This is a genomic window from Geobacter psychrophilus (genome assembly GCF_056821595.1).
This window is the reverse complement of the sequence record NZ_JBXDTU010000004.1, coordinates 4,067,290-4,089,645: the sequence shown is the minus strand read 5'-3', so window position 1 is coordinate 4,089,645 and position 22,356 is coordinate 4,067,290. Positions and strand designations below refer to the sequence as shown.

The 22,356-nt window shown below is 53.0% G+C and carries 18 protein-coding genes; 5 read left to right on the top strand and 13 right to left on the bottom strand.

Translation table 11 applies throughout. The features are described from left to right. The first annotated feature begins 56 nt into the window (after positions 1 to 56). The gene (locus ACOCF6_RS21570) at positions 57 to 2,465 is read left to right on the top strand and encodes a M6 family metalloprotease domain-containing protein (RefSeq protein WP_482462386.1); all 2,409 of its coding nucleotides are present in this window, start codon (positions 57 to 59) and stop codon (positions 2,463 to 2,465) included. 63 nt (positions 2,466 to 2,528) lie between these two features. Here ACOCF6_RS21570 and hrpB read toward each other — a convergent pair whose 3' ends face one another. The 10 genes from hrpB to ACOCF6_RS21520 are packed head-to-tail and all read right to left on the bottom strand — an operon-like array spanning position 2,529 to position 14,628. Further along, complete coding sequence (gene hrpB / locus ACOCF6_RS21565) at positions 2,529 to 5,060, bottom strand: ATP-dependent helicase HrpB (protein ID WP_482463418.1); 2,532 nt, start codon at positions 5,058 to 5,060, stop codon at positions 2,529 to 2,531. Positions 5,061 to 5,062: 2 nt separating this feature from the next. Next, positions 5,063 to 5,962, bottom strand: coding sequence for a cation diffusion facilitator family transporter (locus ACOCF6_RS21560; protein WP_482462385.1), 900 nt, complete (start codon positions 5,960 to 5,962; stop codon positions 5,063 to 5,065). 3 nt (positions 5,963 to 5,965) lie between these two features. Beyond that, positions 5,966 to 7,672, bottom strand: a complete 1,707-nt coding sequence (gene recJ, locus ACOCF6_RS21555; RefSeq protein ID WP_482462384.1) for a single-stranded-DNA-specific exonuclease RecJ — start codon at positions 7,670 to 7,672, stop codon at positions 5,966 to 5,968. Between the two features lie 56 nt (positions 7,673 to 7,728). Beyond that, a complete protein-coding gene (locus ACOCF6_RS21550; RefSeq protein ID WP_482462383.1) occupies positions 7,729 to 8,304 on the bottom strand; it encodes a tetratricopeptide repeat protein in 576 nt (191 codons plus the stop codon). 30 nt (positions 8,305 to 8,334) lie between these two features. Further along, a complete protein-coding gene (gene secF / locus ACOCF6_RS21545; RefSeq protein ID WP_482462382.1) occupies positions 8,335 to 9,255 on the bottom strand; it encodes a protein translocase subunit SecF in 921 nt (306 codons plus the stop codon). Positions 9,256 to 9,269: 14 nt separating this feature from the next. Further along, positions 9,270 to 10,862 carry a protein translocase subunit SecD gene (gene secD / locus ACOCF6_RS21540; protein WP_482462381.1) on the bottom strand — a complete coding sequence of 531 codons (1,593 nt, stop codon included), beginning with the start codon at positions 10,860 to 10,862 and terminating at the stop codon, positions 9,270 to 9,272. 44 nt (positions 10,863 to 10,906) lie between these two features. After that, positions 10,907 to 11,230, bottom strand: a complete 324-nt coding sequence (yajC, locus tag ACOCF6_RS21535; protein WP_482462380.1) for a preprotein translocase subunit YajC — start codon at positions 11,228 to 11,230, stop codon at positions 10,907 to 10,909. A 4-nt stretch (positions 11,231 to 11,234) separates the two neighbouring features. Beyond that, entirely contained in the window at positions 11,235 to 12,365 is a 1,131-nt protein-coding gene (gene tgt, locus ACOCF6_RS21530) for a tRNA guanosine(34) transglycosylase Tgt (protein ID WP_482462379.1), read from the bottom strand. An 8-nt stretch (positions 12,366 to 12,373) separates the two neighbouring features. Then, complete coding sequence (gene queA / locus ACOCF6_RS21525; RefSeq protein ID WP_482462378.1) at positions 12,374 to 13,405, bottom strand: tRNA preQ1(34) S-adenosylmethionine ribosyltransferase-isomerase QueA; 1,032 nt, start codon at positions 13,403 to 13,405, stop codon at positions 12,374 to 12,376. Between the two features lie 14 nt (positions 13,406 to 13,419). Further along, positions 13,420 to 14,628, bottom strand: coding sequence for a SpoIID/LytB domain-containing protein (locus ACOCF6_RS21520; RefSeq protein WP_482462377.1), 1,209 nt, complete (start codon positions 14,626 to 14,628; stop codon positions 13,420 to 13,422). 264 nt (positions 14,629 to 14,892) lie between these two features. On the opposite strand from ACOCF6_RS21520, the gene ACOCF6_RS21515 reads away from it, so the two are divergent. From ACOCF6_RS21515 to ACOCF6_RS21500, 4 genes are all read left to right on the top strand, one after another. Beyond that, positions 14,893 to 17,004 carry an HD domain-containing phosphohydrolase gene (locus ACOCF6_RS21515; RefSeq protein ID WP_482462376.1) on the top strand — a complete coding sequence of 704 codons (2,112 nt, stop codon included), beginning with the start codon at positions 14,893 to 14,895 and terminating at the stop codon, positions 17,002 to 17,004. Positions 17,005 to 17,029: 25 nt separating this feature from the next. Next, positions 17,030 to 17,986, top strand: a complete 957-nt coding sequence (locus ACOCF6_RS21510; RefSeq protein ID WP_482462375.1) for an ABC transporter ATP-binding protein — start codon at positions 17,030 to 17,032, stop codon at positions 17,984 to 17,986. Further along, a complete protein-coding gene (locus ACOCF6_RS21505; RefSeq protein ID WP_482462374.1) occupies positions 17,983 to 19,005 on the top strand; it encodes an ABC transporter ATP-binding protein in 1,023 nt (340 codons plus the stop codon). Before ACOCF6_RS21510 ends, ACOCF6_RS21505 begins: the two co-directional genes overlap by 4 nt. A gap of 139 nt (positions 19,006 to 19,144) precedes the next feature. Continuing rightward, the gene (locus ACOCF6_RS21500) at positions 19,145 to 19,420 is read left to right on the top strand and encodes an ArsR/SmtB family transcription factor (protein WP_482462373.1); all 276 of its coding nucleotides are present in this window, start codon (positions 19,145 to 19,147) and stop codon (positions 19,418 to 19,420) included. Here ACOCF6_RS21500 and bioC read toward each other — a convergent pair. Genes bioC through bioF form a run of 3 tightly spaced genes read right to left on the bottom strand, consistent with a single transcriptional unit; the run spans position 19,417 to position 22,227 of the window. Then, on the bottom strand, positions 19,417 to 20,250 hold the full coding sequence (bioC, locus tag ACOCF6_RS21495) for a malonyl-ACP O-methyltransferase BioC (RefSeq protein ID WP_482462372.1): 834 nt from the start codon (positions 20,248 to 20,250) through the stop codon (positions 19,417 to 19,419). The genes ACOCF6_RS21500 and bioC overlap by 4 nt on opposite strands. After that, the gene (locus ACOCF6_RS21490; RefSeq protein ID WP_482462371.1) at positions 20,225 to 21,052 is read right to left on the bottom strand and encodes an alpha/beta fold hydrolase; all 828 of its coding nucleotides are present in this window, start codon (positions 21,050 to 21,052) and stop codon (positions 20,225 to 20,227) included. Before ACOCF6_RS21490 ends, bioC begins: the two co-directional genes overlap by 26 nt. Then, positions 21,052 to 22,227, bottom strand: coding sequence for an 8-amino-7-oxononanoate synthase (gene bioF, locus ACOCF6_RS21485; protein ID WP_482462370.1), 1,176 nt, complete (start codon positions 22,225 to 22,227; stop codon positions 21,052 to 21,054). Before bioF ends, ACOCF6_RS21490 begins: the two co-directional genes overlap by 1 nt. Between the last annotated feature and the right edge of the window lie 129 nt (positions 22,228 to 22,356).

Here is a 22,356-nt window from a genome sequence, read left to right as displayed (position 1 = left end):
CAGTTATCCTGACAGAGATCGCCATGCCCGGGAAGCAGAGCCTTCTGATATTGTGTATGCTCCTGACTATGCTGGCTGCGCTGGCGCCTGAGTCTCAGGCGGTTCCGGCAGCACCATTCGTTCACCAGTTGCGGCAGCCGGATGGCGCTGTCTTTGCCGCCCGGCAGTGGGGCGACGAATTCCGCTCCGGTTGGGAGACAGAAGACGGGTATACCATCCTCTTCGATCTGCATCTTGCCAGCTGGACCTACGCCGAACTGAGTCAAAGCGGCGAATTGACGAGCAGCCGGAACCGGGTCGGAAAAGACATGCCACTTGGCCTGAAAAAAGGATTGGGCTCAATAAAAGGTCACGGACTGATGCGACGGGCAGACAATACCGCCCTGTCCAACGGACTGGGATCGCTGTCCACTGCTTCCGCCCCTTATCTGTCTCCGAGCACCCAGACCATTCGCAATATCCCCGTCATCCTGATCAACTTTAACGACACCGTTGCAACGTACAGTGCAAATGACTTTACGGCCCTGCTCTTTGGCAGTGGCAGCTGGAGTTTCAAGGATTACTACGAGGAAGTCTCCAGAGCTGTTTTCACGGTCTCCCCCGGTCCAGACGGTGTGCTGGGCTGGTATACCGCTGCCAATAGTCACGATTATTACGGCCAGCCCAGCGGCTGGGGCCCTCCGGACATGTGGCCCGGGGACCTGGTGTACGAAGCGGTCTCCCAGGCTGATGCAACCATGGATTTCTCGGCCTATGATTCCGATGGCGATTGCATCGTGGATGTGGTCGCCATTATTCATCAGGGGACTGCTCAGGAAGCCAGCGCAAATGCTACAGATATATGGTCTCAAAGCTGGTCGTTGTCCTCCACCTACAGCTATGGCCTGGGACATCACGACGCCTTCACCACCACCGACAAATGCCGGACCGACCCCGGCCGCTATATGGTGGTGGATGATTACATCATGATGCCGGAAACCCTGCCGCCCGCTCTGGATCCCGGCATGACCACCATCGGGGTCTTTGCCCATGAGTACGGCCATGTCCTGGGGTTGATCGATCTCTACGATACAGACCGGCCGGCATATTCGGAAGGTGTGGGGAACTGGAGCCTGATGGCATCAGGATCCTGGGGAAAGGTCGAGCGGCTCGGTGACCGCCCCAGCCACCCGGACCCCTGGAGCAAGCGGCTGCTCGGGTGGATCGAACCGGTCCCTATAGTTACTGGCGAAGCCGGCAAGGCACTTCCGGCAATCACAGACAGTGGCCTGGTCTGGCAGTTCCTGAACGGCAGCCCCTCCACCGGGGGGGAGTATTTCCTGGTTGAGAATCGCCAGAAGATCGGCTTTGATGCAGCCCTGCCCGCTTCCGGCATGCTGCTCTGGCATATCGACGAGTCCCGCAGCGGTAATGCATCCGAGTGGTATCCGGGCTGCAGCGCCTGCTTGAGTCATTACAAGGTGGCCCTGGTCCAGGCTGACAACAGCTATGATCTGGAACACAAGACCAATCGGGGTGACGCAGGTGATCCCTTCCCCGGCGCCTCCGTCAACCGTTCTGTCAGCCACGTGACCAGACCGGCCAGCCGCCTCTACAATGGCGACCCGGCCGGCTTCAGCCTTACCGCCATCAGCGATGCCGGAGCAACAATGAGCACCGACATCACCCTGTCAGACGGTATCCCGCCTGTCACAACACTGACCGCCACACCAGCACCCCTATCCTCCACCACAATCGCCGGCTTCAGCTTCTCTGCCGATGAAAACGCCACCTTCGAGTGCAGGCTTGACAACAGCAGTTTTCTCCCCTGCAGCACTCCTCATACCATCAGCGGGTTAAGTGAGGGTAATCACTCTTTCTCCGTGCGAGCCATCGACCTGACCGGCACCGTCGAACCTGCCCCAGCCGTTTATTCCTGGAGCGTCGATACCGTACCGCCGGAAACTGAGCTGCTGGCCACACCTCCGGGAGTGACAGCCACGCTGAAAGGCAGTTTCAGCTTCGCGGCCAACGAAGCGGGAGCAACCTTTAGCTGTACTCTCGACAGCAGCATCTGGAGCAGCTGTGCTAGCCCCCATGCCGTCTCGGGACTCAGTGAAGGGAACCATACTTTTGCAGTGCGGGCCACAGATCAGTCCGGCAACAATGATCCCACCCCTGCTGCCTTTTCCTGGAACGTTGCCCGGAATGTGCTGCTCAGCATGGCGAATCAGCAGGACAGTTTCCATATTTCCCTTAGTTCGGCGTTGTCTGCCGTCACATTCGGCACACCAGCTCTACTTCTTGCCCGGAACATTGAGATCAGCGAAGATCTGACCTTAGACAGTTGCGCAACTGTATCTCTCCGGGGCGGATATGCCTCCGGCTTCGATTCCGTAGCCGGTCAGACCACGATCCTTGGTACCGTCAAGGTCCTCTGTGGCACACTATTGGTCAAGGGACTGACTATCCGTGCCACCATGTAAATAGAAATTTTGGGAAGTTTTTCAATCAGGTAAGCTGAATGTACAGCGGATGAAGTTGAAGTATCAGGTACCTTTGGGTTTCAGCCGCCTGGTCGGGGCGGCATTCCAGGGATCATCCGGCCAGGGGTGTTTGGGGTAGCGCCCCTTCATCTCCTTTTTCACCTGATGGTAGGAACCATCCCAGAAGCCCTTCAGATCCCTGGTCACCTGCAGCGGTCGCCCGGCCGGTGACAGCAGGTGCAGCAGCACCCCCACCCTGCCCCTGGCAACCGTTGGCGTTTCAACCAGCCCGAACAGTTCCTGCAGCTTGACCGCCAGCACCGGCAGTTCCCCCTGGCAATAATCCAGCCTGATGCGCGACCCGCTGGGCACGACCAGGTGCGTGGGCGCCAGTTCGTCCAGTGCCTGTTGCTGGCGATAATCAAGCAGTGACAGCAGGGCGGCAGAGCAATTGACCGCTGCCAGTTGCTGGCTGTTGCGGACGCCGGTAATGGCCGGGGCCAGCCAAGTTTCCAGGGACTCCAACAGGGCTGTGTCCGACAGGTCCGGCCAATTGTCGCCGGGATAGGCACGCCGCAGGAGCATTACCCGGGCCTGAAGCTGAAGAAAGGCTTCATTACGGGTAATCAGATCGAGCCCGGATGTGCGCACCGCCTCGATCACCACCGGCAGCTGCGTCGCCGGAGTCGGCACAAACGGTCTTGACGCCAGGGACAGCGCCCCGAGACACTCCTCTCTGACCGCAACCACCCTCCCCTCTCGAATATCCCAGCTGATGCAGTCCCTGAGCTTGATCAGGTGCCCCAGTTCTTCACGCAGCAATTCCTCCGTTAGCGGTGACGTCTGATGAATGATCCCCTCGGCCTGATCACCGGCATCAACGGATACGGCAACAATGTACATGCTGCTGAAAATTGATCCCGCCGCTGACAGGCGCGCTCCCCGTCCATTGGCCAGGAGATAACTGCCGGTTCCCGGTACCCGCTGCCGGGCCACCCGGTCCGGATAAGCGGCCAATAGAAGACGGCTGATATCAGCAGTGACATCTGTGTTCACAGGTTTCTTGTCGGCACCTTCCAGCAGGCACCGCAGCTGTCGTGAAATCCGTTCGACATTCTTCAGTGCGCTGTAATCCGCAGCAGCGTCGCAGCGGCCGGTGGCGCGCCACTCCCGCAACAGCTCCAGCCGCTCAGCTACGTCGAGTGCCCGGCCTCTCCCGATGCCTCCGGGAACAGTGCGCCGGACTATATCCCGTTCAGAGAGCAGTGCGGCCAGATCAGACCCCAGGCCGGGGCACCCGTTCTCCTGAGACCTGAGCAGCATGCGGGCCAGACGGGGATGCAGCGGAATGCGTGCCATAGCCGATCCCAGGGGGGTGACCCGACCGGCGGTGTCAAGGGCCGCCAGCTCGACCAGGAGTTGCCGTGCCACAAACAGGGCCGCCGCGGGGGGGGGATCGAGCCAGGTCAGGCCCGAGGGTTCACTGACGCCCCAGGCGGCCAGCTCCAGCAGCAGGGGTGAGAGATCGCTGTCCAGGATTTCCGGCGGGGTCTGCGCAGTCATGGCACAGCAGGTATGCCGGCTGAACAGGCGGTAGCAGACTCCCGGGGCCAGGCGCCCGGCCCTCCCCTTGCGCTGCTCGGCCGAAGAGCGGGACTCGCGGATCGTCACCAGGCGGTTCATGCCGCTGGCCGGGTCATGCCGCATGCGGCGCGACAGGCCGCAGTCGATCACAATCCGCACCCCTTCGATGGTCAGGCTGGTTTCGGCAATGCTGGTGGCCAGCACCACCCTGCGCTGTCTGCCCGCCAGGATGGCGGCCTGCTGTTCTTCAAAGGGGAGATCGCCGTAGAGCGGGTGGATGCTTATCCCCCGCTCCGTCAGGCCGGCTTCGGACAGACGCGCGGCACAGGAACGGATCTCGCCGGCACCGGGCAGAAAGACCAGCAGATCTCCCTCCGTTTCAGCCAGCGCCCGCAGTGTAGCCGCCACAATACGGGGGGGCAGCGGACCATGTGGCTGGTCCTCCAGATAGATCTCCTGCACCGGAAACGAGCGCCCGGCAGAACGGATGATGGCAGCGCCGTCCATCAGCCGGGAGATACCTTCACACTCCAATGTGGCCGACATGACCAGGATGCGCAGGTCGCTCCGCACCTGACGTTGTACATCCAGACAGAGTGCCAGTCCCAGATCGGCATGGATGCTGCGCTCGTGAAACTCGTCAAAGATCACCATCGCCACGCCTTCCAGCATGGGATCATTCTGTATGCGTCGGGTCAGGATCGCTTCCGTGACCACTTCTATGCGAGTAGTCCGGGAGACCTTGCTGTCAAAGCGGATCGAGTAGCCGACTGTCCGGCCGACCTCCTCGCCCAGGACAGAAGCCATCCAGCGGGCTGCGGAAACAGCAGCCAGACGGCGCGGTTCCAGCATGATGATACGGCCGGCATCAGGCGGGATGATTTCCAGCAGCGCCAGCGGGACACGGGTGGTCTTGCCGGCACCGGGCGGGGCATGCAAGATGCAGTTGGATGTGGTGCGGAGGGTCTGCAGCAGTTCCGGGATGATTTCGTCAATGGGGAGCGCGGTCATGGTCACAATCGGATCAAATCCTCATGTTCCTCTTCATGGGGATTGATATGGATCATGACGTCACCCACATTGGGGAAACCGTCGAATATCAGCTTTTTGACCTTGGTCGCTATGTCATGGGATTCCTTGACCGTCATGGCCGGATCCATCTCCAGCTTGAGATCGATGACCATATACTGGCCGCTGCGACGGCCGCGGATGTCGTGGACATGTTCCACACGCTCGACACTCTCGGCCAGGCGGGTCACCTCGGCGATGAAATCAGGCGGCGCAGAGCCGTCCATCAGGTCATGGGCTGCTTCCCTTAGGGTCTGATAGCCGATATGCAGGATAAAAAAGGATGTCAGGCCGGCTGCCAGCGGGTCCATGATGCCAAAGCCGAAAAAGGCGCCGACGACCCCCGCCAGGGTCGAGATGGAGGTGATGGCATCCTTGCGGTGATCCTTGGCAATGGCCAAGAGCGATGGACTGGCCAGCAACGCGCCGGTCTTCTGGGTAAAACGATACAGCCATTCCTTGATGATGATCGTAAGGAACGCTGCCAGCACTGCGATCATACTAGGTGTCTGAAAATCCCGGTCGATGATGGCATGGATTGAATCAGACAGGATCCAACCACCGGTGGCAAGGATCACCAGCGAGACCAGCAGCGCAGAGAGGCTCTCGGCCCGGCCATGACCGTAGGGATGCTTTTCGTCGAACGGCTTGCGACCCAGTTTCAGCGCCACCATGGTGGAGAAGATCGCTATGAAGTCACAGGCGCTCTCGATACCGTCGGCAAAGACCGCATCCGAATGGCCCCAATAACCCGCTGAAAGCTTGAAGACCATCAAAACGGCATTAACCCAGAAACCGATCTTGATGATCCGGTCGGCACTGTCGAATCTCTCGTTACGTTGCATGAATTACTCCTCCGGACGCAGGTCCTTGATCCTCAGCTGCACAGTGGAACTGCCCTTCCATTCGTTGATTTCCGGGAAGAAGGCGATATCAATCTGTTCGGGAATCTCCCGCTCTGCCATGCGGAAGGCTATGGCGGTAAACGTATGCTTATCTCTCTTCAGCCTCAAGCGCACGTGACCTTCACCGACCACCCGCCGTTCAACAACCGTCAAATTGCGCATCATCAGCACCGGCTCGGGGTTGCCCGCTCCAAACGGCTCCAGCCGCTTGAGTTCCAGTGCCAATTCTCTGGATAGATCGGCAGGCTGCACCTCGGTATCGATTTCCAGGATCGGAATCAGATCATCGTCCGTCAGGATGCGGGCGGCAGCGGCTTCAAAAGCGTCTGCAAATGCGGCAACATGATCGGCCCGGAGGGTGACCCCGGCCGCATAGCGATGACCCCCGAATCGATCCAGGTGTTGAGAACAGGATGAAAGGGCATCCAGCAAATGGAATCCCGGGATGCTGCGTCCCGAACCTTTTCCAAAGCCGTCCCCGGTCAGGGCAATCAAAATGGTGGGTCGATGATAGCGCTCCACCAATCGCGATGCAACAATTCCGACCACACCCTGGTGCCATTCGGTAGAGGCAAGAACAATACTGCGGCGCTCGGATGCGTTGTCAGCGGCACGTATCATCGCATCTGCTTCATCAAATATTCGTTTTTCAACAGTCTGGCGCTCGGCGTTGGCGCTATCCAGATCCTCGGCAATCAGTCGGGATTTTTCAGCATCATCACTGAGCAACAGTTCCACACCCGGCACGGCACTTTCCATACGGCCGGCGGCATTCAAGCGGGGTGCCAGTCGAAAACCGACCTGCCCGCAGGACACGTCGTCCGTTATGCCGGCAACACGTTTAAGTGCCATAATACCGGGCTTCGAGGAAGTGGATAATTGTTTTAATCCATGAAATGCATACATCCGGTTCTGGCCGACCAAAGGCACAACGTCGGCAATGGTACCCAGAGCCACCAGGTCAAGCCAGCTGCGGAGATCAGGCACCTCACAGCCGGCAAAAACGCCGGCTGCGCGCAGGGCTGATCGCAGGGCAACCAGGAGATTAAAGGCAACCCCGACACCTGCCAAAGATTTAAACGGGTAGCTGCAACCGGGTTGGAGCGGGTTAAGTACGGCACAGGCATCGGGAATCACGTCCTTGGGAGCATGATGATCGACAATGATCAGGTCGATCCCCCGCGTCCTGCACAGCATTGCTTCATCAACAGCCGTGATGCCGCAATCTACCGAAACAATCAGGTTTGCTCCGAGTGCAATGATCTGCTCGATTGATTCGGCATTAAGCCCATATCCGTCGTCAAATCGATTCGGGATAAAATAGGTGCTGGTAAAATCGCAGGCACGCAGAAATGAGACCAACAGGGATGTTCCGGAAATTCCATCGACATCGTAATCGCCATAGATGCAAACGGTTTCTTTCGTGCAACGGGCCGTCATCAGTCGCTCAACAGCTGCAGACATGCCATGCAACAGGTTCGGATCCAGCATGTCTGATAACATCGGCGAAAGAAATGAACGGACTGCCGCTTCGTTCACCATGCCTCGTGCGGCAAGAATGGCAACAACGATCGGATGCAACAGAACTCTATGGCCTGCCTGAACGGACAAAATGTTCCCGTTATCTCGCAACTTCCAACGCTTTCTCATTATTCCTCATGACTGAATATGTAAAAAAAATCCCCCGTTTCCGGAGGATTTTTTTGTTATTTTTTTCCTGTGGGTGGTGTATCCGGCACACCCTGCATCATGGTCTTGACCTGCATGGCTGTTGCGCTGTTCGGGTCGATCTCCAGTATCTTCTTCCAATATGGCCGAGCCTTGACATGATCTTTCAGATCAACCGCATAAACCACTCCGGAATTAAACAGGCTTTGAAGATGTTTCGGATCAATCTTCTGAGCCTTTTCGAAATTGGCCAAAGCTTTGTCATACCAGCCAACCTTGCGGTACATTACACCCTGGTCTGTCAATACATTCGGATTATTCGGTTCTATCTCAAGCACCTTGCCATAGGCGTTAATGGCTTTTTGGGCCTGCTCTGTATCAAAATAGTCGTTGCCGAGTGAAAGCCAGGCATTCAGATTTTTTGGATCCTGTGCAACAATCTTCTCAGCCTCGGCAATCCTGCTGGTGTAATCGGTGGGTGAACCTGCGCCGGAAGGAATACTGGCGGTCGCCGGAACACTCTTGCCGGCATTGCTGGAGCTACCGATCAGAAAACCCAACAGGAAACCGACAACCAGCGATACGACACAAATTAAAATCGATTCTTTTTTCAACGGACGTCTCCTTTGATGGATTTAAACCGATTACGCTTTTTCGCCCTGTTTGGCCAGAGCCCGGTTTTCAAGCAGCACCACGATCGGGCTGGCAACAAAGATAGAAGAATAGGTCCCAACCAGAACTCCGATCAGCAGTGCCAAGGAGAAATCATGAATAACTTCTCCTCCGAAGAGAAACAATGACGCTGCTGCCAAAAACACGGTGAAGGATGTTACGATTGTACGGGAAAGCACCTCATTGATGCTTAAATTAAAGATGTTATGCATGGCACCCTTGAGATTCTTGTGCAGGTTCTCACGGATACGGTCAAAGACAACCACCGTATCGGTAAGCGAATAACCGGCAATCGTCAGAACGGCGGTAATGAACAGCAGATTGATCTCCTTGTTCATCACATAGAACACCGCAAACATGGCCAGGCAATCATGCATGGTAGCAAGAGTGGCTCCGATACCGAATTTGAAATCAAAGCGCCAGGCGATATAGAGGATGATGCCGAGTAGAGAGATGACAACTGCCACCAGGGTGTCCTTACGTAATTTGTCGCCGATTGATGGACCGATCTCTGTCGAACTTTCAACCGTAAAAATGTTGTCGGCGAACTCTTTTTTAAAAGCGGTCTGTACAGCTTCCGCAGCTTTACCGAGAGCCAAAGAGGTGTTCTTGTCGATCTTTATCAGCAACTTATTGCCGTCTTTGATTTCCTGTAGCTCGGCCTTGGCAATACCGTTTTTGTGAAGTGCAGCACGGGCATCCGCTATGGGTACCGGCTTGGTAAATTTAAGCTGCATGGATGTTCCGCCGGAGAAGTCGATGCCCATATTGGCCTCGCCGCGGGCGATCTGAATGATGGCAATGATGCCAATAATCGAAATAATTGCCGATATGACAAAGGAAATGTTTCGCTTGCCAATAAAGTCTATGTTGGTCTTGCCGAGCAGTTCCATGTACGGTGCTCCCCCTATATGCTCATTTTCTTAATGTTGCCTCTGTGAAGGACCAGATCAAAAATAACCTTGGTGCCGATCAGCGAGGTAAACAGATTGATCATAACACCCAGACTGAGAGAAACGGCAAAACCTTTGACCGGTCCGGTACCGAACTGGAACAGCACTGCTGCAGTAATCAGTGTGGTGATATGTGAATCCATGATGGTCATGAATGCTTTGTCGTATCCTGCATCTAAGGCCGCTTTGGGAGTCTTGCCCAGTTTGAGTTCTTCCCGGACCCGTTCAAATATGAGCACGTTGGAGTCAACCGACATACCAACCAGAAGCACGATGGCAGCAATTCCGGGCAGGGTCAGGGTAGCGCCCAGAGCCGAAAGAGCGCCCATCAGATACACCACATTCAGAACCATTCCCCAGTTGGCTACCAGTCCGGACAGTTTGTAGTAAATCGTCATAAATACTATAACGAGTAAGATTCCGATCAATCCGGCATACAGCCCCTTGTTGATCGAATCCTGGCCGAGGGATGGTCCAACAGTTACGTTCTGGATGATCTTGACCGGTGCCGGCAATGCTCCGGCACGCAGGATGATAGCCAGGTCAGCAGCGGTCTTCTCGGTAAAGCTCCCGGAGATCTGGGCACTTCCGCCCGAGATGCGCTCACGTATAACCGGTGCTGAATAGATATTGTTATCCAGTACAATCGCAAAACGCTTGCCCACATTGGCAGCAGTCGCCTGATCAAACAACTTGGCACCCAGAGAGTTGAACTCGATGGCCACATACGGCTGATTGAACTGTGAATCGATGCGCACCTGGGCGTCGGTCAGCAGGTCACCGGTGATCAAAGGTTTTCTCTGAATTACATAGGGAACCTCGTTGACAGATCCGGTGGTCTGGTCAACAATGCGCTCCTTGAGGAGTTCGGCATCCTCGGGGATACTGGCAGACGTGGGAGGGATATCCTCACGCACCATTTTGAATTCCAGGCGAGCGGTCTTGCCGATCAGATCAATAGCCCGCTGCGGATCTTTGATGCCAGGCAACTGAACAACGATATGGTTGATGCCTTCACGCTGAATAGTCGGCTCAGAAACACCAAACTGGTCAATCCTGTTGCGGATGGTTTCCAGGGCCTGCTGAACAGATTTATCCTTACGGTCCTGGGAATCCTTGTCATTAATCCGCAATTCAAGCGCAACGAAGCCACCTTCATCATGAGCCGGACTCTGATCATACCCCGGATACTTGTCTTTCAGCAGTTTTTGAACGGTTTCGGCCGTTCCTTTTTCGTACAGAACAACCGAGACCTTGTCGGACCCGGTCCGGGCAATACGTTTAAAACGCAGGTTTTTGCCGTTCAAAGTATCTTCCAGGTCGGTTGCAACAATGTCCAGAGTTCCCTCAACCGCTTTCTGCGTGTCAACCTCAAGCACAAGATGTGTGCCTCCCTGCAGGTCAAGACCGAGATGAATCTTGTCTTTGGGTAGAGGACCCTTCCACCACGATGGTAAAGTCGTTACCAGAGTCGGCGTCAGGTAGAAAAAAGACAGTAGGACAAAAATTCCTATCAAGCTGATACGCCAGCCAGTTCCATTAGGCATGGAGCTTATTCTCCCTTCAATCTAAAATATCAATATATCGGGTACTAGTCTTTCTTTACAGCTGCAATATAGCTTTTTGTGATCTTGATGTTGACGCCCGTGGCAATCTCAAGTGTTACGATGCTGTCGTCAACTGAAGTTACTTTACCATGCACTCCGCCGGCAGTTATAACATTGTCACCTTTTTTTACAGCCTCAAGGAGAGCCTTGTGCTCTTTGGCCTTTTTCTGCTGGGGACGAATCAGCAGAAAATAGAAAATGGCAAACATGAACACCAGTGGAATAACCTGCTGAAAAGCCGCCATTCCTCCGGCCGGTCCGGCAGCACCACCAGGAGCCCCACCCATTGCAAAAGCTAATCCAAACATGTAACTACCCTCCTTTAACACTCTGATTATGTGACTGACTTACAATAAAATCCTTACGAAATTCAGTAAAGCGATTGTCCTTGATAGCTTCACGCACCCTTCGCATGAGATCGAGAAAATAATACAGATTATGATACGTGTTCAAATGCGATGCCAGAATTTCCCCGGCCCGGTACAGATGGCGAAGATAGGCGCGCGAATAGCTCCGGCACACATGACAGCAACATTCGGGATCAAGCGGGCCGCTATCCTGCTCATACACCTTGGCTTTGATATTGATCCGCCCCTGGCTGGTAAAGAGCATGCCATTGCGGGCGTTGCGGGTCGGCATGACGCAATCAAACATGTCGTAGCCGTGCCAGACCGCTTCTATCAGGTCTTCTGGTGCGCCAATCCCCATGATGTAGCGCGGGGAATCCTGGGGCATCAAAGAAGAACAGCACTCCATGACCCCGTACATCTGCTCCTTTTCTTCACCCACCGAAAGTCCGCCCAGGGCGTAACCGTCAAAACCGATCGAACAGATATCTGCCAGACTGCGGGCGCGGAGGTCGTAATGCATACCCCCTTGTATTATGCCGAAGAGCTGCTGGCCTTCCCGATTAAGCGTCTCTTTGGAGCGCACAGCCCAACGGGTAGTCATGTCGAGTGAACGACTGACATACTCGTAATCTGCAGTTGCCGGCGGACATTCATCAAAACACATGATGATGTCGGCACCCAGCGACTGTTGAATCTGTATCGAAAGCTCAGGTGTCAGAAAATGGTACGAACCATCCAGGTGGGACTGAAATTTGACCCCTTCTTCGCTGATCTTGCGCAATTCGCCCAGACTGAACACCTGAAACCCTCCACTGTCGGTGAGGATCGGGCGGTCCCAGTTCATGAAGCGATGCAGACCACCCATGCTTTCAATCAAACGGTGGCCGGGGCGAAGATACAGATGATAGGTATTAGCCAGAATTATCTGGGCATTAACCGCCAGCAGGTCTTCAGGGGTCATGGCCTTGACAGTGGCATTGGTTCCGACCGGCATAAAGATCGGGGTCTCAATACTGCCATGGAGCGTTTTCAAAGAACCGAGACGAGCCTCACACGAAGCATCCTTATGGATTACAGCAAAAGTATCTGACACACGGCCTCTCACACAATCAGCATGGCATCGCCGTAGCTGTAGAACCTGAATTTTCGCCGGATCGCTTCACAATAGGACTCCCGGATATACTCACTTCCTGCAAACGCAGAAACCAGCATGAGTAATGTCGATTCTGGAAGATGGAAATTGGTGATCAATGCATCTACTACCCGGAAGGTGTATCCGGGATATATGAAAATATCAACCTCGCCATCCCCTGCCGCGACATTTCCATCACAATCGGCGGCATATTCCAGGGTTCGGGTGGTAGTGGTGCCGACAGCAATTACCCGGCCTCCCCCGGCCCTCGTTGAACGGATTGCATCCGCCGTTGCAACAGGGATGTGAAATCGTTCGGTATGAATTCGATGGTCTTCCACGCGCTCTGCCCGAACCGGCAGAAAGGTACCCAATCCTGTGTGCAACGTCAGATAAGCAGTTCTAATTCCTTTTGCCTCAAGTTCAGCCAGCAACTCCCGCGTGAAGTGAAGCCCGGCAGTTGGCGCTGCTACAGCCCCGGAGCTCTTGGAATAAACCGTCTGGTAGCGTTCACGATCTCCCACATCATCCGCACGCTGCAGATACGGCGGCAGAGGAATGTGGCCTTCCCGCTCAAGCCAGATATCGAAAGGCTCAGGTCCGGAAAATTCAATCAGCCATGATTCGTCAGCTGAGCGGCTGCATACCGTCGCATTCATTCCATTTGCAAGGAGGATTGCCTGACCCTCCCGAAACTTTTTCGATGAGCGCAGAAGGCAATGCCAGCGTTCCAGGGGACTTGCGTCACGGCGAACAAGAAATATTTCTACCTTGCCGCCGGAAGCCTTGTTACCAAAAAGTCGGGCAGGCATGACCCGCGTATCATTCATTACCAGAAGGTCACCCGGCTCAATATGTGCTGCCAGGTTTTTAAACTGATCCTCGGAGACATTCTGTGAGGCGCGATCAAGGAGCATCAGTCGTGATGCATCCCGCTCCGCTGCAGGGTAACGCGCAATCAACTCCGGCGGGAGAACATAATCAAAATCTTTAACGAGCATGTAGTAACACCGCTTTATCGAATGTCAGAGAACTTTGTAAGTACTGTGCCGGGATAATAATACGAAAGTATTTCGGCATAACCGAAACCATCAAGCGCCCGCTGCTTGGCACCCCATTGGCATAACCCCACCCCGTGCCCGTTACCGAGACCTGTTACGAGAGCCTCACCATGTACGATCTTCAGTGTGAAATTGGTGCTTTTTATGACACCATAGCCAACGGCTTTACGGAACTGATCCCCTGTCAGCGATATCTCACCACGCGACGATAAAATCACAATGTTTTTCAGTCGTCCACGACTGTTGCGCGGCCCGAGACGAATATCAGTAACACCCGACACCTTATGTCCGGCACTTTTCAGTCTTTCCTCAATGTCCCGTACTGGAATCTTTTGTTCCCACGCAGTGGACGGAGTCAAGAGGCAGTAGGCACAATCGACACCCATAAGATAGGAAAGTCGTCCACCCCAAACATTTTCGGCGGACTCTGTCCGGCCTCCACAATTGGAATGATAAAATGCTTGAATAATCGAACCCTCGTGGGTAAGAACCTCTCCCGCGGTATCGGAAACAGCGCGACGCGCCCGATTATCCTCTATTTCGCACCCATCATAGACTTGATCGATTACTGATGACTCGAGATGGAACAAAGATGCCCGGCGGGCTTCCTTTCGATTCAGGGCATAGGTCCGTGCAATGACCGCCTGCGCTTTAACCGCCTCAATAGGCCAGGCAGATGATATTTCACAATTGATCAGCCCAACAAGGTAATCTTCCAGCGCCAGTTCGTTAACAACCAGGACACCTTTTTCACCAAGAGATGTTTCTGCTGTTCCCCGATAAGGTTTTCCATTAACAAGGATAGCCGATGCTGCAGAAAATGTTATGCGCTGGTAAAGTGAACCATTTACGACAACACCGTTTCTGCCGGGCCGTACCAGGACTGGCGGGCTGATTGCCACGGCATCACCGTTTTCTCGCGTTGCAATGACACCCTCACCATCCACGGTGACAATCGATGCATTTTTTAAAATGGCGACCCGGATTGATTCATCAGGTAAAGCAGCATCAGTGACGTCATGGTAGGCGACAAGTTGCAACAGGCTGATTAAAAACCCTATCAGGAATATGCGTATAACAAATAGTCTCAAATCCCGATGATACAAACACAAATTCAGACCGGCGTCAATTTTTTTTGCATGGAATCTCGGCGTTCGCGCCATCAAGCAACTCATTAATGCATACAAATTGCTAACTTGGCACAATTACTGTATATTTTATGCGTCAAAAGTAATTTTTTTATGTATTATGTGATAACGTAGCAAGAACCGGGCGCTATTGCTGGCTCTTCATGGAACCTGACTAAAATGTGCTTTGACAGCATCAGGACGCCAAAACATCTGTCTATTCAAGTTTCATGTGATGTTTCAGTATATTTCACAACAAAAGGCAGCAACGCGTAACTTCGTTATTCAGCGTACATTTATATGAACTATTCCGGGAAAGAAGCTGTGATTAATTCTCTGAAAATTAAAATTGTCGGCCTGGTAGCTGTCATTGTTGTTGTGACGATTGGTATCTCGTCATGGCTCAATTTCACGCACCAAAAGGAGATGCTGGAAGAAATCGCACAACAGAACGCGATCGTTCTGACTGAAAGTATTCTTACGAGTATCCATACAGCCATGAAACTCGGACATGCGACCGAGGTTGACGACATACTCTACCGCGTTAAATCCCACGACTACATAAAGGCTCTCAGGATTGTTGACAACAACGGGATGGTGCTCCACTCAGCCGATAGAACACAAATTGGCCACCCGCTCTCACCAGATGAACGCAAAGCGCTTGCCAGTAATACCAAAGACAGGTTCTACTTTTCCAACGATAATGATGTCTTTGATTCGTACTCACGCATACCTCTCGGGGCTGAATGTCACGGCTGCCACCCGGCGACACAATCGCTAGGATATCTGGAAACGGAACTGTCTCTTTCACAACACGTTCAATTCATCAAAAAAGAACAACATACCGCCATTCTTTCTGCATTTCTGATCATAATTCTGATCATTGGCGCTCTATTCATCTTTTTGATGCTGTACGTCGACCACCCCATCAACCAGTTGATCACGTCAATGCGGAAAGTAGAATCCGGCGATTTTTCTGCAACTACCAACATCACCAGCAGCAACGAGCTCACACTGCTTTCAAATCACTTCAACCTGATGACCAGTAAACTTAAAGAGTTGATCTCGACCACGATCACACATGAACGTGAACTGACTCGGGCAGAAGAAAAGCTTGCTCATCACCATGAAACACATCTGATGAACCTGAAACTTGAAGAACAACTAAAAGAGATTGAAAATCTTAACATTTCTCTGGAAGAACGCATCGAAGAGATCGAACATGCAAACTATACCATCACCGACCTGGCCAGTGAACTCGAACAGAAAAATCTGAATCTTGGCCGGGCGGTTGAGCGGTTATCCACGATCTACAAAATCGGTCTCGCGATCAACTCAACCATGGATATCGACCGCTTGTTCAATTTGATAGTGCGCACAACAACAACGACACTAAAGGCAACCATCGGGTATATCATCCTTTATGATTCAGAAAACAAATGCTTGAATGTCACAAATCTGATCGGGAGCGGAAAACTGCTCGCCCCTAAAACAGCGATCCCTATGAAGGAGTCCAGTGTTTCAACCTGGGTTATCAAAAACCGGCAACCCATTTTGATATCAGACATCAACCTGATGCCGCAATTCGATCGCTTCAGCGATCTGGGGTATGAACGCAAATCTCTGATCTGTGCCCCATTATTGGTAAAGGATGAAATCATTGGAACCATCAGTGTTGTAAACAAGATTGACGACTCACAATTCGGTTCGGATGAAATGGAAATGCTCAGCACTATTGCTGCCCAGGCGGCGATAGCTATTAAGAATGCGACCTTATATGATGAGCAGCAGCAGACCTATCTCAACACAATCCAGGCCCTTGTTTCTGCAATTGAGGCCAGTGACAGCTATACAAAAGGTCACTCTGAACGTGTAACCCGATACTGCATGGAAATCGGCCGCCGGCTGAGCCTGTCCGCTGATCGGATGCAGATTCTCGAACGCGCCGCTATTTTGCACGACATTGGCAAAATAGGTATTGATTTAAGCCTGCTGCACAAGGAAGGCAAGCTCACCCCCAAAGATATCAGAGAATTACAACAGCATCCTACCATCGGAATGCACATTCTCGAACCAATTGAATTTCTTCATGACGTACGTGTCTGCATCGGGCAACATCACGAAAGGTACGACGGCATGGGGTACCCGAACCGCATCAAGAAGGATGATCTCTTGCTTGAAGCACGCATCCTGGCCGTTGCCGATTCCTTCGATGCCATGACCTCTGACCGTCCATACCGCAAGGCCCTTCCACTGGATAGCGCTGTCAGCGAACTGCATGAACATGCTGGTACACAGTTCGACCCGGCCATTGTCGATGTGTTTTCACAGGTGATTGAAGATGGATCATTCTTCCGCTCAAGATTCACAGCAATGCCGCCTATGATGATTGATACCATCGGCTACGCCTGACCTTAACAACACTGACGAGGACGCTGTGCCCCACCTGCTTTCCATTACAGATTTACACACCTGTTTCAGTGGTCCACATGGTATCACCCGGGCGGTGAACGGAGTCAGTCTCTCAATTGATACTGGCTGTACTGTCGCCCTGGTCGGTGAATCGGGATCGGGAAAATCCATGACCGCGCTCTCGGTCTTGCGTCTTGTACCTCCCCCGGGTCTGGTTACATCCGGTTCCATCAGGCTTGGCGATACAGATCTGCTTGCTCTTTCCGACAATGAAATGCGGGCGATCAGAGGCAGCCGGATATCCATGGTTTTTCAGGAGCCGATGACCTCGCTTAATCCGGTATTGCGTATCGGAGATCAGGTCTCTGAGCCGTTTATGCTCCATCGAAAACTATCACGAAGTGACGCAACCGAGCGAAGCATCGAACTGCTCCAGCAGGTCGGCATTCCCTCCGCTGGCGACCGTATGCGTGATTATCCCCACCAGTTGAGCGGCGGCATGCGTCAGCGGATAATGATTGCCATGGCCCTGGCCTGCAACCCTGCCCTGTTGATTGCCGACGAGCCGACCACTGCCCTGGATGTCACTATCCAGGCCCAGATTCTGGAACTTATTGATACCTTCAGGCAATCATCCAACATGGGAATTCTACTGATTACCCACGATCTTGGCATCGTGGCGGAACAGTCCGATCATACCTATGTCATGTACGCAGGTCGTGTTGTGGAAGAAGCCCCTACCCGCGATCTTTTCGACAACCCGCGACATCCCTACACCCTGGCCCTGCTTGCGTCGCTGCCGCAAAATTCAGAGCCGGGCAAACCACTGACCACCATTCCGGGACAAGCTCCCGGCCTGCATTCAATCCTTCCGGGCTGCGGTTTTTGCGATCGCTGTCCCGTTGCACAATCCGCATGCCGTCAGGAACTGCCGGCCATGCGAGAGGTGTCACCTGGTCACAATGTGAGATGCTGGCTATGACACTTAAATCGACATCCATTCTCCAGGCAGTTCATCTGCAAAAGCAGTTTAAACTCACATCTCCGACAGCAAAAGGTGCGCTTCTGACGGCAGTCGATGATGTGTGCCTTGAACTCGCCAAAGGCGAGTCACTGGGAATTGCAGGAGAATCGGGCTGTGGAAAATCGACCCTCGGGAAAATTCTGGCCGGATTGATTCACCCGGATCATGGCGAAGTCCTCTATCAGGGTTCCCCACTTACGTCGCTTTCTGCACAGGATTACAGCGTATTTCGCCGCACTACCCAGATGATTTTCCAGGATCCGTTTTCTTCTCTCAATCCGCGCATGCGGATCGGCGACATCATTGCAGAACCGCTCACAATATCGGGCTCCTCAACGTCAGACAATCGCATGTCAGTTGCAACGCTTATGAAAACCGTCGGCTTGAACCCGGAACTGGCGCAACGTTTTCCCGATGAATTTTCCGGAGGCCAGCGACAACGCATAGGTATTGCCCGTGCACTGGCTGCATCACCACGTATCCTTATTGCCGACGAACCTGTTTCGTCCCTTGACATCTCGATCCAGGCCCAGATCATCAATCTCCTGCAGGAGATGAAAATGGACTTCGATCTTTCCCTGATCATGATCTCTCACAATCTGTCCGTCCTTCGTCACATTTGTGACAAGGTGATGATCATGTACCTCGGCATAATTGTCGAGTATGCTCCTGCAGCAGACCTCTTCAGTCAATGCCAGCACCCCTACACCGAGGCCTTGATTGCCGCCATTCCAAGGATGAGTACAGCGACTCGGAAGACGTCCATCATCCTGACAGACGACCTGCCTTCGCCCTTGGCAATTCCTTCCGGCTGTCGGTTTCATCCACGCTGCCGTTATGCGGCTGAAATCTGCAAAAAAGATACGCCACCACTTATAGAACGGGCAAACGGTCATGCTTCAGCCTGTCACTTTGCCGCAACAATCTTTCCGCAACCTGATAAACTGGATACATGCGTTAAGAAAGTTACTTTCTGACAGAAAAACGCCGATAGCAGCCTCTACCGTACTCAACCAATCAAAACTTGAGAAACATAACAATGTTTCATCATCGCGTTTTATATTGACGGCAAAGAAATCTATATATATATTTTATTAAAAAACAAAGGGTCATGTTATGGAATTCAATAAAGACAGACAATTCGTATCAGAGGCTGAAGTATTAAAGGTTCTTGGTCACCCGATTCGACTCAAGATTGTTGCGGGGCTTTGTACGCGCGAGTGCAATGTGAAACATATCTGGGAGTGCCTTGGATTGCCTCAGGCAACCGTCTCCCAGCATCTTGCTCTGCTCAAGCACAAGGGTATCATTGAAGGTAAACGTGATGGAGTTGAAGTGCATTACAGTGTTATAAGTCCTCTTGCTAAAAAGCTCATTTCCTCACTGGATTAAACCATACAGCGACAGCGTGCAACAACATACACAACCTCGTAGGTTGCAGGAATCTTTCCATCACAACCGTATCGTTCGCAATATAATCGGGATGTTTCGTTAAGTATCCCCCGCCATCCCAAGCCACCCTGGCTGTTTCCCTGAACCGTAGTTCCGGCTCCGATTCGCTTGATTGATCGAAGCAGATCGTGGACATCGCTATAGTACTCAGTTTCAATCTCACTCAAAACCATCGCCTTGTCAAAATCTACCCGCTGCAGGGCTTGTTCCACGTCTGCCCTGCCCATGAAGCGGTGCAGCTTGTCTTCGTAGCCGCTGCAGCAACCTGTGCGCCGTTCCACCACATCTCGAAAACAGTCACGCAACTCGCATAAGGTTCGGCCACCAAAAAAGGCTGCACACACCAATCCATCAGCATGAGTGACTCGACGTGCCTCCTGAAAAAAAACATTCAGATTATCAAGCCACTGCAATGTTGAGGATGAAACCAGCAGATCAAAAGCAGCATTCCTGAATGGTAGAAACTCGGCGTCCGCATTTACAAACCGAGCCTCTGCGCCAAGGCGCTCCGATGCACACCGGGACATGTTGTAGGCAAGGTCGAGACCATACAGCCTGGATAGAGGATACTGCTGTTGCAGCGCGGAAAGCAGATGACCGGTTCCGCAGCCGATATCAAGAACTGTCGCCGGAACTTCGGAAACATGACTGGTTACAAGCGAGATCAAACGCTGCACAACCCGCTTCTGAACCGAAGCATGCCGGTCATATTCCGCAGCCTGTTTATGAAATGATCGGCCTACCCTACTTTTGTCGATACTCACCGCCACTACTCACTCTCCCCTTAAATTCGTTTAGACACGCATTGAATTTTCTGCTCTGCGTGAGAAACGGCACATGTCCGCAGCCGGAAAATATAACCGGGAGTGACATCGGAATCTGCCTGGCCATGGATTCCGAGGCCTTCGGCAAACAAATGACATCAGAATCACCGTACATAACCAGAGTCGGACAGTTTATGGATGTCAGGCGATCACGCATATCGGCCTCAACCAGCGCCTCTAATGCACTCAGGGCAACCTCTGGGGTCGGTGCTTGAACGGATGACAATATTTCGTTAACACGATCAGACTGTATCTCCCCGAATGCAAACATTCGAGCGACAAACCCTTTCAGGGCACGCTGTAAACTGCGACGAACCTTATTGGCCATGCCATCAGCTTCCCCCCGCATCAACCCATAGGGAAAATCATCCGACTGAACGAACTTGGGAGTACCTGAGATCAATACCAGGCCGGATAAGCGTTCTTTGCAGAGCTGAAATGCCTCTATCGCTATAAAAGCACCAAGCGACCAACCGGCAAGTATGACATCGTGAATATCAAGATATTCAAGCAACCCGGCAATATCTGCAGCACAGCCAGACAGATGAAAGGAATCCGAATTCGGCGGTGAATTGCCGTGCCCCGGCAGATCGAGCGTAATGATTCGAGACGAAACCGACAGTCCCTCCCGCTGGAGATCCCACACTGCGGATGACATGCACCAGCCATGTATAAAAACAACCGGTGCACCAGACCCATGTTCCTCATACCACAGGCGGTTTCCTGCAGCATTTTCAAACCACGGCATCAGATCACACCCAATTTCCTGCCGATGGCTATGAACCGTTCAGCAGCCCATTCCAGATCCAGACTGCTATGGGTTGACATAACCGTGCAGCGCAAACGGCACAATCCGGCAGGAACTGTCGGTGGACGGATCCCCTGGGCAAAAATGCCTTCTTCAAGCAGCAGCTCTGAGAAACGCATCGTCGTTTCCGCGCTCCCGGTCATAACCGGAATGATCTGGGTCATCCCATCCGGTAGCGTAAAACCTGCCTGCCTCAGCAGAGATCGGAATTGTTCTGCATTGGTTGTGAGCCGTTCGCGCAGACAATTTCCTTCATCTGACCGGACTACCTTGATGGCAGCCAGCGAGGCCGCCAACACTGAAGGAGGCAATGAAGTCGAAAAAATGAAACTGCGGGCACGGTTGATCAGCAACTCCCGCACCTTGACAGAAACTGCAGCATAAGCGCCGAAGCTGCCCAGAGCCTTTCCGAAGGTACCCATGTTGATATCAATATCTCCAGACACCCGGAGAAGCTCAGCAGTACCTTTGCCCTGCTCCCCCAGCACTCCGCTGCCATGGGCATCATCAACCATCAACAGGGCACCGAATTTCTTTTTCAGATCTGCCAGTTCCTGCAATGGTGCGATGTCACCGTCCATACTGAAAACACCGTCGGTTACAATCATTGCACGCCCAACCCCGCGATGCTTTTTCAGCAGAAGGGACAAGGCCGCATGGTCATTATGGGGGTAACGTACAAGGCGGGCGCCTGAAAGAAGTGCACCATCAATAATACTGGCATGATTGAGCCGGTCTGAAAAGATTACATCGCCACGCCCGGCCAGCGCAGAGATGATTCCGGTGTTGGCAGCATAACCGCTATTAAATACCAAAGCGGCCTCTGTCTCTTTAAACGCCGCTACTTCTGCCTCCAACTGTTCATGAAGATCCATGGTACCCGACACAAGACGTGATGCTGAACTTGACGTGCCATAGCGCTCCGCCGCCGCAACAGATGCCCTGATCAGGTCAGGGTGGTCAGCCAGCCCCAGGTAGTTGTTTGAACATAACAGCAGCACGTCGCGCCCGTTCATCTCGACATGTGCCGCCTGTTTTCCGCTGATCATACGGGTGGAACGGTATAAACCACTGCATCGTATCTGTTCGAGTTCTTCGTGAATAGAGGTACTCATGCACTCTCCCAAAACCCTGATAAACAGGATACGTGTGGTTACGATGATGGTATCTGCCGAACTATGCAAAATACACTATCAAACGCACCAATAGTCAACCACATATGATACGAACGTTGACAATGCTGA